The 12,322-nt window shown below is 35.6% G+C and carries 11 protein-coding genes and 1 pseudogene; 11 read left to right on the forward strand and 1 reads right to left on the reverse strand.

Annotated elements, in window-relative coordinates:
• Positions 1-17: 17 nt before the first annotated feature.
• Positions 18-1,205: pseudogene (locus tag BJS11_RS13290) on the forward strand (transposase); the annotation flags it as partial.
• Between the two features lie 73 nt (positions 1,206-1,278).
• On the opposite strand, the gene folD reads toward BJS11_RS13290, so the two are convergent.
• On the reverse strand, positions 1,279-2,136 hold the full coding sequence (folD, locus tag BJS11_RS06780; protein WP_069994859.1) for a bifunctional methylenetetrahydrofolate dehydrogenase/methenyltetrahydrofolate cyclohydrolase FolD: 858 nt from the start codon (positions 2,134-2,136) through the stop codon (positions 1,279-1,281).
• Between the two features lie 203 nt (positions 2,137-2,339).
• Here folD and purE point away from each other — a divergent pair, with 203 nt between their 5' ends.
• The 10 genes from purE to purH are packed head-to-tail and all read left to right on the forward strand — an operon-like array spanning position 2,340 to position 12,310.
• Positions 2,340-2,822 carry a 5-(carboxyamino)imidazole ribonucleotide mutase gene (gene purE, locus BJS11_RS06785; RefSeq protein WP_069994857.1) on the forward strand — a complete coding sequence of 161 codons (483 nt, stop codon included), beginning with the start codon at positions 2,340-2,342 and terminating at the stop codon, positions 2,820-2,822.
• Positions 2,809-3,942 carry a 5-(carboxyamino)imidazole ribonucleotide synthase gene (gene purK / locus BJS11_RS06790; protein ID WP_069994855.1) on the forward strand — a complete coding sequence of 378 codons (1,134 nt, stop codon included), beginning with the start codon at positions 2,809-2,811 and terminating at the stop codon, positions 3,940-3,942. The genes purE and purK overlap by 14 nt, the downstream gene beginning before the upstream one ends.
• The gene (gene purC, locus BJS11_RS06795) at positions 3,942-4,646 is read left to right on the forward strand and encodes a phosphoribosylaminoimidazolesuccinocarboxamide synthase (protein ID WP_069994852.1); all 705 of its coding nucleotides are present in this window, start codon (positions 3,942-3,944) and stop codon (positions 4,644-4,646) included. The genes purK and purC overlap by 1 nt, the downstream gene beginning before the upstream one ends.
• Positions 4,646-4,909 carry a phosphoribosylformylglycinamidine synthase subunit PurS gene (gene purS, locus BJS11_RS06800; RefSeq protein WP_069994851.1) on the forward strand — a complete coding sequence of 88 codons (264 nt, stop codon included), beginning with the start codon at positions 4,646-4,648 and terminating at the stop codon, positions 4,907-4,909. The genes purC and purS overlap by 1 nt, the downstream gene beginning before the upstream one ends.
• Entirely contained in the window at positions 4,906-5,577 is a 672-nt protein-coding gene (gene purQ / locus BJS11_RS06805; protein WP_069994850.1) for a phosphoribosylformylglycinamidine synthase I, read from the forward strand. The genes purS and purQ overlap by 4 nt, the downstream gene beginning before the upstream one ends.
• Positions 5,570-7,759, forward strand: coding sequence for a phosphoribosylformylglycinamidine synthase subunit PurL (gene purL, locus BJS11_RS06810; RefSeq protein ID WP_070014067.1), 2,190 nt, complete (start codon positions 5,570-5,572; stop codon positions 7,757-7,759). Before purQ ends, purL begins: the two co-directional genes overlap by 8 nt.
• On the forward strand, positions 7,738-9,225 hold the full coding sequence (gene purF / locus BJS11_RS06815; RefSeq protein ID WP_069994848.1) for an amidophosphoribosyltransferase: 1,488 nt from the start codon (positions 7,738-7,740) through the stop codon (positions 9,223-9,225). Before purL ends, purF begins: the two co-directional genes overlap by 22 nt.
• Positions 9,218-10,246 carry a phosphoribosylformylglycinamidine cyclo-ligase gene (purM, locus tag BJS11_RS06820; protein ID WP_069994847.1) on the forward strand — a complete coding sequence of 343 codons (1,029 nt, stop codon included), beginning with the start codon at positions 9,218-9,220 and terminating at the stop codon, positions 10,244-10,246. Before purF ends, purM begins: the two co-directional genes overlap by 8 nt.
• Before the next feature lie 2 nt (positions 10,247-10,248).
• On the forward strand, positions 10,249-10,815 hold the full coding sequence (gene purN, locus BJS11_RS06825; RefSeq protein ID WP_069994846.1) for a phosphoribosylglycinamide formyltransferase: 567 nt from the start codon (positions 10,249-10,251) through the stop codon (positions 10,813-10,815).
• Positions 10,816-10,831: 16 nt separating this feature from the next.
• Positions 10,832-12,310 carry a bifunctional phosphoribosylaminoimidazolecarboxamide formyltransferase/IMP cyclohydrolase gene (gene purH, locus BJS11_RS06830; protein WP_069994845.1) on the forward strand — a complete coding sequence of 493 codons (1,479 nt, stop codon included), beginning with the start codon at positions 10,832-10,834 and terminating at the stop codon, positions 12,308-12,310.
• Positions 12,311-12,322: the final 12 nt, after the last annotated feature.

Consider the following 12,322-nt stretch of genomic DNA (forward strand, 5'->3'; position numbering starts at 1 on the left):
AATTAACGAGATGCCTTATGTATAAAAATTATAACATGACTCAACTTACACTACCAATGGAAACTTCAATTCTTATTCCCGCAAATGACATGTCACAATATGTAAATGAAATCGGTGAAACAATCCCTGAAAGTGAATTCGATGAATTCAAACATCATCGAGGTGCTACGTCATATCATCCTAAAATGATGTTAAAAGTTATTCTATATGCCTATACGCAATCCGTATTTTCTGGGCGTAAAATAGAAAAAATGCTCAATGATAGTATTAGAATGATGTGGTTATCACAAAATCAAACACCGTCATATAAAACACAAAAAGAGATACTCCAAGATAGAAATAGTTATTCTAAGACAGACTATGATGCGACTTTCATGAGAATGAAAGATGATCATATGAAAAATTGACAGCTTAAACCAGGGTATAACTTACAAATAGCGACAAATTCTCAATTTGTTTTACCATATAATGTGTATCAAAATCCAACAGATACAATAACAATAATCCCTTTTTTAACTATGATTAAAGAAACCTACGGTCGTTTACCTGAATATATTGTAGCTGACGCTGGTTATGGTAGTGAATCCAATTATATGGCTATTATAGATGATTTTAACAGAACACCACTTATTACCTATGGCATGTTTATTAAAGATAAGACTAAAAAATTTAAAAGTGACATTTTTAATACTCAGAATTGGAAATGCGATGAAACCAACGATGAATTTATTTGTCCAAATCATAAACGATTGGGTTTTAATAGATATGCTTACCGACATGACAAATATGGATTCAAACAAGATTTTAAATTATATGAATGTTATGATTGTTCAGGTTGTCCACTGAAAAATCAATATATAAAGTCAAATTCAAAATCAAATAAGAAAATAATGAAGAATTATAACTGGGAATACTTTAAATATCAAATTAATCAAATGCTTTCTGAACCAAAAACGAAAAGAATCTACAATCAAAGAAAAATTGATGTAGAGCCAGTTTTCGGATTTATGAAGGCTATTTTGGGTTTCACTCGAATGTCAGTTCGAGGGATAGACAAAGTCAAAAGAGAATTAGGATTTCTCCTAATGGCATTGAATGTAAGGAAAATAGTAGCTCAACGAGCTACACTATTTGATAAAAATAAAGAAAACGATAACTTCTATATTATTTCAATAGAAATTATCGTTTTCTGTTTAGTCAGAGACATTTATGTCCCAGCCTGTTTTATATTAAAAGCTATAAGTTATATGACGAACAATAACTACAATTCAGTGTGTACTATTCGATACCTCTACGCATTTTTTCAGCTAATAATGTATTGTTTAATACCATTGTGATTGTCATTGGGCCAACGCCGCCAGGAACAGGTGTTATGGCACCAGCTATTTCTTTAACTTCATCATATGCAATATCACCTTTTAACTTGCCGTTCTCATCTGGTGTATTACCAACATCTATAACCACTGCGCCTTCTTTAACATCGTCTTTTGTGACAAGTCCAGGACGACCAACAGCACTTACAATGACGTCAGCATTTTTCAAATGACTGTGCATGTCTTTCGTTTTTGAGTGAAGAATTGTTACAGATGCATTTTTTTGAAGTAATAATTTTGAAACAGGCTGTCCTACAATGTGACTACGTCCGATTACAACTGCATCTTTACCTTCTAAATCTATATCAGCATGATTAAGAATTTCCATAATGCCAAGTGGTGTACATGGTACAAAAGTTTGCTTATCGATATAAAGTTTACCGATGTTTTCAGGGTGGAATCCATCGACATCCTTTTCTGGGTTGATGGATTCTAATACTTTCTGTTCGCTCACTTGTTTAGGTAATGGTACTTGAACTAAGATACCACTCACACTATCATCTTCGTTTAAGCGTTGAAGTTCATTGAGTACTTCTTCTTCAGAAGTTGACTCGTCTAAGTGTACTATTTCTGAAATCATTCCAATTTTTTCAGCAGCTTTCTTTTTAGAATTCACATAGCTCTGGCTGGCACCATCATTACCTACTAATATAACTGATAATTTAGGCGTATACCCCTTAGATTGTAAAGCTTCGACCTGATCCTTAAGACCTTGTCTGTAGTCCTTAGCAATTTGTTTTCCATCTAAAATCTTTGCAACCATGAAAAATCCTCCTTAAATGTTTGTACTTTACTTAACATTAGCACAAATAATAGGGTGATTAACAATCAAAAGACGTAGATTATAACGGTAAATTATAATAAAGTTCGATTTTTGATTGAAAAAGACCTGTTTAGTTGTTATGCTATACCTGTAATATACATTGAAAAGTAGTAACATTTCAAATTTTTGAAAGGGTGTTCATTTTGAAAGTAGTAGTCATCATGGGTAGTTCCTCTGATTGGGAAACAATGAAGGAAAGTTGTGTTATGTTAGAACAATTTGAAATTCCATATGATAAAAAAGTAGTTTCTGCACATCGTACGCCTCAATTAATGTTTGAATTTTCAAAGCAAGCTATCACAGATGGTTATGACGTTATTATTGCAGGTGCAGGTGGTGCAGCACATTTACCTGGTATGGTAGCATCGATGACCACATTACCTGTTATAGGTGTACCTATTGAATCCAAAAGTTTAAAAGGACTAGATTCACTTTTATCTATTGTTCAAATGCCTGGAGGTATACCAGTTGCTACAACTGCAATTGGCAAAGCTGGTGCTAAAAATGCAGGGGTGTTAGCTGCTAGAATATTAGGTATCAGCCATTCATCAGTAAGAAAAAATTTGGAGAATTATGAAAAATCATTAGTGGAGAAAGTGAGTGAAATGCAACATGAGCTTCAATAAGTTAAAATTCGGCTCGACAATTGGCATTATTGGTGGCGGTCAACTAGGTAAAATGATGGCGCAATCAGCACAAAGCATGGGCTATAAAGTAATTGTACTAGATCCTGATGAAGCATGCCCTTGTCAATATGTTGCACATGAGTTTATTCATGCAAATTATGATGATCAAGCAGCTTTAAATCAACTTGCTTCACTATCAGATGTAATCACATATGAATTTGAAAATATTTCTGCGAGTCAATTAGAATACCTTGTCTCGCATTATAATGTCCCTCAAGGTTATCAAGCTATTCAAATACTCCAAGATCGCTTATCTGAAAAGCAAATCTTAAAAGAATCCAACTGTAACATTGCACCATTCGTACAGCTCACAAATACCGAAGACTTAAATGATGCGATATCATCAATCGGTTATCCATTTATCGTTAAAACAAGATTTGGTGGATACGACGGTAAAGGACAAGTGCTTGTTGAAAAAGCCGCAGATTTAAAAGATGCGAAAGCACTCATCGAAGTTGAAGAATGCGTAGCAGAACAATATCTCAAACTAAATAAAGAAGTTTCCTTAACGGTGACCATTGGTGCAAATAACCAAATAACTTACTTTCCATTACAAGAAAATGAACATAGACAACAGGTGCTATTTAAGACTGTAGTACCAGCACGTACTGACGAAAGTATTGAGCATTCTGCTCGGAATGAAGTTCAAAAGTTAATAAATAATGTCCATTTTGTAGGTACATTTACGGTGGAATTCTTTATAGATAAGTCAAATGCTTTATACGTTAATGAGATTGCACCAAGACCACATAATTCCGGACATTATTCTATAGAAGCATGTGATTATTCACAATTTGATACTCACATTTTAGCGATAACGGGACAACAATTACCACAAGAAATTGAACTTTTAAAACCGGCAATTATGATGAATTTATTAGGCAAAGACCTTGATTTATTGGAAAATCAATTTTCAGAAAATCCAGAATGGCATGTTCACATTTATGGTAAAGAAATGCGCAAAGCAAATCGTAAAATGGGGCACTTAACAGTTCTCACTGAAGATATTAATCAAACGGAACAAGCATTACTAAAGGCATTCGAAGGGAGAGCAATCTAATGACATTGTTGTATGAAGGAAAAGCGAAACGAATTTTTTCAACAGAAGTTGAAGATGTACTTCGAGTTGAATATAAGGACGAAGTGACTGCAGGCAATGGTGCTAAGAAAGACTATATAGAAGGCAAAGGTCGCTTAAATAACCAAATCACTTCACATATATTCAATTATTTAAAAGAAAATGGTGTGAAAAGTCATTTTATCGAGCAAATTTCTGAAACTGAGCAATTGGTTGAATCGGTAAAAATCATTCCATTAGAGGTAGTCGTTAGAAATATTGCTGCGGGTTCGATTACAAAACGACTAGGCTTCGATAAAGGACACGTATTTGATGAGCCACTCGTTGAATTTTTCTATAAAAATGATGATTTAAATGATCCGTTGATTACAGATGATCATATTAAATTATTGCATTTAGCAAGTGAAACGGAGATACAAGAACTTAAAGCGTCGGCGTTGGCAGTGAATCAACAATTATTAAATCTTATGACAGACATGGAACTAAGGTTAGTAGATTTCAAGATTGAATTTGGCCTTACGAAAGATGGACAAATCTTATTAGCAGATGAAATTTCACCTGACACATGTCGGATTTGGGACGCGCATAGTGATACGAATTTTGACAAAGACGTATATAGAGAAGACACAGGATCAATTATTGAAGTATATCAAACATTTTTAAATAAATTGGAGGCACATAAATAATGAAAACAATTGAATTGCACATCACATTACAACCACAGGTATTAGATACACAAGGTCAAGCATTAAATCGCGCCGTACACGATTTGGGCTATACGCAAGTGAATGATATTAGAGTAGGTAAATTATTATATATGACCGTAGAAGAAGCAACAGATGAAGCAGTTCATAATGTTATTACAACATTGAGTGAAAAACTATTTGCAAATACTGTAATTGAAACTTATAGCTATAAAGTCTTGGAAGAAGGAGAGAAAGCAGAATGAAATTTGCAGTGCTAAAATTTCCAGGATCAAATTGTGACAGAGATATGTATAATGCAGCGGTAAAATCAGGTGTGGAAGCAGAATATGTTGATTATAGGAATACAACATTAGATGGGTATGATGGCGTGTTGATTCCTGGTGGCTTCTCATTTGGCGATTATTTACGTTCTGGTGCGATGGCCAGTGTTGCACCTATAACTCATGCCGTGAAACAGTTCGCAGAAGAAGGTAAACCAGTCCTTGGTGTATGTAATGGGTTCCAAATATTAACGGAAATCGGCTTGTTGCCGGGTGCATTACTACATAATGATTCACATTTATTTGTAAGTCGAAATGAATCATTACAGGTAGTTAATAATCAAACAGCTTTTACAAATTTATATTCTGAAAATGAGCGTGTAGTGTTTCCTGTGGCACATGGTGAAGGTCATTATTACTGTACACCAGAAATGTATCAAACTTTGGAACAAAACAACCAAATTATTTTAAAGTATGTTGATAATCCTAATGGTTCGTTTAACGACATTGCTGGAATCGTCAATGAACAAGGTAATGTATGTGGTATGATGCCACACCCTGAACGTGCAATTGAAACAATACTCGGTACGGATAGCGGCGTAAAATTATTTCAAGCAATGGTAAATAGTTGGAGGGAACAAAATGTCTAAATTTATTGAGCCAAGTAATGAAGATATTAAAATCGAAAAACTCTATAAAGATATGGGATTAAGCGATAAAGAATATGAAAAGGTATGTGAAATTTTGGGTAGAGAACCTAATTTCACTGAAATTGGTATTTTTTCAGTAATGTGGAGTGAGCATTGTTCTTATAAACACTCTAAACCATTTTTAACGCAATTCCCTACCTCTGGAGAACATGTATTAATGGGGCCAGGTGAAGGCGCTGGCGTAGTTGATATTGGTGATAATCAAGCAGTGGTATTCAAAGTTGAATCTCATAATCACCCTTCAGCTGTAGAACCTTATCAAGGTGCCGCAACAGGTGTTGGCGGTATTATAAGAGATATTGTTTCAATAGGGGCACGCCCAATTAATTTATTAAATAGCTTACGCTTCGGTGAACTAACTGAAAAACAAAATCGTCGTCTACTACGCGGTGTTGTTGCAGGTATTGGCGGTTATGGTAACTGTATAGGTATTCCTACAACAGCTGGTGAAATAGAATTTGATGATAGATATGATGGTAATCCGCTTGTGAATGCAATGTGCGTTGGTATTATTGACCATGACATGGTTCAAAAAGGTACTGCAAAAGGTGTAGGTAATTCTGTAATTTACGTTGGCTTGAAAACTGGTCGTGACGGGATTCATGGTGCCACATTTGCTTCTGAAGAATTAAGTGAAGATAGTGAAAGTAAACGTCCATCTGTACAAATTGGTGATCCATTTGTTGGTAAAAAATTGATGGAGGCTACTCTTGAAGCAATCACTTTTGATGAACTTGTAGGTATACAAGACATGGGTGCTGCGGGATTAACATCTTCATCATCAGAAATGGCGGCTAAAGGTGGAAGTGGTCTACATTTACGTTTAGAACAGGTTCCGACGAGAGAAGAAGGCATCTCGCCATATGAAATGATGTTGTCTGAAACACAAGAACGTATGTTACTCGTTGTTGAAAAAGGTACAGAACAAAAATTCTTAGATTTATTTGATAAACATGAATTAGACAGTGCGATTATCGGTGAGGTTACAGATACGGATCGCTTTGTATTAACTTATGAAGACGAAGTCTTTGCTGACATTCCCGTACAACCATTATCTGACGAAGCGCCAGTCTATGTGCTAGAAGGTGAGTCACCAAAATATAACGAAACCAAAAATGATTACAGTGATATTGATGTAGAATCAGTATTTGATCAATTATTACAACATCCTACCATTGCATCTAAACGCTATTTATATGAGCAATATGATCAACAAGTAGGTGCAAATACTATTGTGAAACCAGGCTTGCAAGCATCTGTAGTACGTGTAGAAGGTACAAATAAAGCAATTGCTTCAACAATTGATGGTGAAGCGCGCTATGTATTTAACAATCCTTACGAAGGTGGAAAAATGGTAGTTGCAGAAGCATATAGAAACCTGATTGCAATAGGAGCAACCCCATTAGCGATGACAGACTGCTTAAATTATGGTTCACCAGAGAAAAAAGAAATTTATCAACAATTAGCAGACTCAACGAAAGGTATGGCAGAAGCTTGTGAAGTATTGAATACGCCAGTCGTATCAGGCAATGTTTCGCTGTACAATGAAATAAGAGAGACATCGATATTCCCTACCCCAGTTGTTGGAATGGTGGGCTTAATTGAAGATATTTCATATTTGAATGATTTCCATTTAACTAGTGGTGATAAATTATACCTTGTTGGTGCAACAAAAGATGATTTTGGTGGCAGTCAAATTGAAAAATTACTTTATAGCCAAGTTAATCATGAATTTGAAGCGATTGACTTGTCAGATGAAGTAAGCAAGGGTGAAGCAATTAAACAAGCTATTCGTAGTGGCGTAGCATCACATGTACAAACTGTTGGTAAAGGTGGTTTATTATTGGCTTTAGCACGAATTAGTGCACATTACCAACTTGGATTGCATGCAGAAATTGATGTGACAAATGCTCAATTATTTAGCGAAACTCAAGGACGTTATATCGTCTCAGTCAAAGCCGGACAAGCTTTACACATAGATGATGCAGTCGAAATCGGTGAGATGACAAACGATGGTCAATTTAAAGTGTTTAACCAAGATACGACAATTGCACGAAATGTTAAGACATTAACTGATTTATGGGAAGGAGCAATACCTAAATGTATGACAGCAACGGATTAAATGAAGAATGTGGTGTATTTGGTATTTGGAATCATCCAGAATCAGCACAATTAACATATATGGGATTGCACAGTCTGCAACATCGAGGTCAAGAAGGTGCGGGAATTGTATGTTCGAATGGTGACGCGCTAATTGGTGAGCGTGGATTAGGTTTATTAACAGAAGCTATTTCAGATATTCAAATGGAAACATTCAAATCATATCAACATGCAATCGGTCACGTACGTTATGCCACTTCAGGTAATAAAGGTATTGAGAACATTCAGCCGTTTCTTTATCACTTCTACGATATGAGTGTAGCAATTTGTCATAACGGCAATCTAATTAACGCACAAAGTTTAAGAAAATCATTAGAGCAACAAGGCTCTATTTTCCATTCTTCTTCAGATACAGAAGTCATCATGCATCTTATTCGCAGGAGTAAAGCACCAACATTCGAAGATGCTTTTCAAGAAAGTTTAAGAAAAATCAAAGGTGGATTTACATTTGCAGTATTAACAAAAGATGCACTCTATGGAGCAGTAGACCCAAATGCTATCCGACCATTAGTTGTTGGTAAAATGAAAAATGGTTCCTATATTATTGCAAGTGAAACATGTGCAATCGATGTACTGGGTGCAGAATTTGTACGTGATATACATGCTGGAGAATATGTCGTTATTAATGATGAAGGTATCAGAGTAGAATCTTATACACGACAAACGACGACAGCCATTTCAGCTATGGAATATATTTACTTTGCGAGACCAGATTCTACAATAGCTGGAAAAAATGTACATGCTGTAAGAAAACAATCAGGAAAACTATTAGCAAAAGAAAGTCCTACGGAAAATGCTGACATGGTCATCGGTGTACCTAACTCATCATTATCAGCAGCAACTGGTTATGCGGAAGAAAGTGGGTTGCCTTATGAAATGGGACTTGTTAAAAACCAATATGTCGCAAGAACATTTATTCAACCTACTCAAGAATTAAGAGAACAAGGTGTTCGTGTGAAATTATCAGCAGTGAAAGATATTGTTTATGGAAAAAACATTGTTCTCGTGGATGATTCTATCGTCAGAGGGACAACAAGTAAACGTATTGTTCAAATGTTAAAAGACTCTGGCGCGAATGAAGTACACGTGCGTATTGCGTCACCAGAATTTATGTTTCCAAGTTTTTACGGTATAGACGTTTCAACTACAGCAGAACTGATATCATCCAGTAAATCACCAGAAGAAATTAGTGATTATATTGGTGCAGATTCATTGTCATATTTAACAGTAGACGGACTAATTGAAGCTATTGGACTTGATATGGATGCACCATATAGTGGACTATGTGTAGAAAGTTTTACTGGTGATTATCCTGCAGGTTTATTTGATTATGAAGCAGATTATGTAGCACATCTAAGTGAACGTCAAAAAGCATATCTTAAGCAACACAAACAATACTTTGATAGAGAGGGTAATTTAAATGTCTAAAGCATACCAACAAGCAGGGGTAGATATTAATGCGGGCTATGAAGCCGTTGAACGTATGTCCAGCCATGTTCAAAGAACAATGCGCAAAGAAGTTTTAGGTGGATTAGGTGGATTTGGCGCTACATTCGATTTATCACAGCTCAATATGAAAGCTCCATTACTTGTTTCTGGAACAGATGGCGTAGGCACAAAATTAAAATTAGCGATTGATCATCAAAAACATGACACGATTGGTGTAGATGCAGTAGCAATGTGTGTAAATGATATTTTAACTACGGGTGCAGAACCGCTTTACTTTTTAGATTATATTGCAACTAACAAGGTTGTACCAGAAGTCATCGAACAAATCGTTAAAGGGGTAAGTGATGGCTGTGAAGCGACAAATACTGCATTAATCGGTGGAGAGACTGCAGAAATGGGTGAAATGTATCATGAAGGTGAATATGATCTAGCTGGGTTTGCAGTTGGTGCCGTGGAAAAAAGTGAATATATAGATGGTTCAACGGTTAAACCGGGACAAGTTATTATCGGACTTGAATCTAGTGGTATCCATTCAAATGGGTATAGCCTAGTGAGGAAATTAATTGAGCAATCAGGTATTGATTTAGACGATAAATTTAATCAAGAACAAAGCTATCTTGAAGCATTTTTAGAACCTACGCGTCTATATGTAAAACCTGTCTTAGCCGTAAAATCAGCACTAAAGATACATGCAATGACTCATATAACTGGTGGCGGTTTTTATGAAAATATTCCAAGAGCTTTGCCAGAAGGTGTGACTGCTAAAATTGATGTGACTCAATTCCCAACGCCAGCAATATTTGATTGGTTACAAACTCAAGGTAATATTACAACGAATGAAATGTACAATGTCTTTAACATGGGTATTGGCTTCACATTAGTTGTTGATCGTGACCAAGTTGAAACAGCAATAAACGTGCTTAAATCTCACGAGGTTAATGCATATGAAATTGGTGAAATAGTTGAAGGCGAAACGCCAATTGAATTGTTGGGGGTATAACAATGACTAAAGTAGCAATTTTTGCATCTGGTTCAGGAAGTAATTTTGACAGTATTATGTCGAAAATCGAACAAGGATTATTACCTCAAATTGAAGTAACTGCTTTATACACGGATCAAGTGAATGCCTATTGTATTGAACGTGCTAGAAAATACAACTTAGATGTACATATTAATGAATTGAAGAATTTTGATTCAAAGGCAGATTATGAACGCAAAATTATAGAATGGTTAACTGCTGAAAAGGTAGAGTGGATTATTTTAGCAGGATATATGAAACTCATTGGTGAAAATATCCTTAATGCATATCAAAGACGTATATTAAATATTCACCCTTCATTATTACCAAAGTACAAAGGGAAAGATGCCATTGGTCAAGCATTAGCCAGTGGTGATACTCAAACAGGCACAACTGTACACTATGTAGATAGTGGGATGGATACGGGAGAAATTATTGAACAAAGAACTTGTGATATATATCCGGACGACAGCAAAGCATTGCTTGAAGCACGTATCAAAGCAATCGAACATGAATTTTACCCAGAAGTTATTTCAAAAATCATTCAATAAGAGGTGCTAATAGATAATGAAGAAAGCAATATTAAGTGTATCTAATAAAACAGGAATTGTTGCATTTGCGCAATCATTAATTGAACTGGATTATGAGTTATATTCAACTGGAGGAACAATGCGTGAATTAACGAACGCAGGTGTTCCAGTTAAATCAATATCAGAATTGACACAGTTTGAAGAAATAATGGATGGTAGAGTCAAAACATTACATCCATCTGTGCATGGTGGTATCTTAGCAGATAGAGATAAACCAGAACATTTAGCACAATTAAAAGCGCAACATATTGATTTAATTGATATGGTCATAGTCAATTTATATCCATTTAAAGAAACGGTAGCTAAACCGGATGTAACGGAAATAGATGCTATTGAAAATATCGATATTGGTGGACCAACGATGCTTCGCGCAGCAGCTAAAAATTTCAAACATGTTATTACAGTCGTACATCCAGCTGATTATAATGAAGTTATTCGCAGATTAAAGCAAGGCGTATTGGATGAATCATACCGTAAATCATTGATGGTCAAAGTATTCGAGCATACCAATCAATATGATGCAGCTATTGTTGATTTCTTTAAAGGCAATAAAGAAAGCTTACGCTACGGTGAAAACCCACAACAAGCAGCGTATTTTATTCGAACATCTGATGCGAAGCATACACTTGCAGGTGCAAAACAATTACATGGTAAACAATTAAGCTACAATAATATTAAAGACGCAGATGCAGCTTTGTCATTAGTTAAACAATTTGAAGAACCAGCGGCAGTTGCTGTCAAACATATGAATCCTTGCGGTGTAGGTATTGGCGAAACTATTGAAATAGCATATAAACATGCTTTTGAAGCGGATAGTCAGTCAATTTTTGGTGGTATCGTAGCATTAAATAGAACAGTGGATCAATCGTTGGCTGAAACGCTACACAGTATTTTTCTTGAGGTAGTCATTGCACCGAAATTTACGGATGAAGCTTTGGAAGTGCTAAGTCAAAAGAAAAACATTCGACTTTTAGAAATTGATATGACAATTGATAATAGCGAACAAGAATTTGTATCAGTATCAGGTGGTTACCTAGTACAAGATAAGGACAATGTGAAATTATCACGTGAAGATATGACGGTTGTAACCGAAGTTGAACCAACTGATGAACAATGGGAAGCAATGTTACTTGGTTGGAAAGTCGTTGCTTCAGTGAAAAGTAATGCAGTCATTTTAAGTAATGAGAAGCAAACAGTTGGTATCGGTGCTGGTCAAATGAATCGTGTGGGTTCGGCACAAATAGCAATAGATAGAGCGATTGAAATTACTGACAATGTAGCTATGATTTCTGACGGCTTCTTCCCAATGGATGATACTGTTGAATTAGCTGCAAAATCTGGTATTAAAGCTATTATTCAACCAGGTGGTTCAATCAAAGACCAAGATTCAATTGATATGGCCAATAAGCATGGTATTGCAATGGTAACTACAGGTGTAAGGCATTTTAAACATTAATAAATCTTGGAG

Source organism: Staphylococcus caeli (genome assembly GCF_900097965.1).
GTDB classification, from domain to species: domain Bacteria; phylum Bacillota; class Bacilli; order Staphylococcales; family Staphylococcaceae; genus Staphylococcus; species Staphylococcus caeli.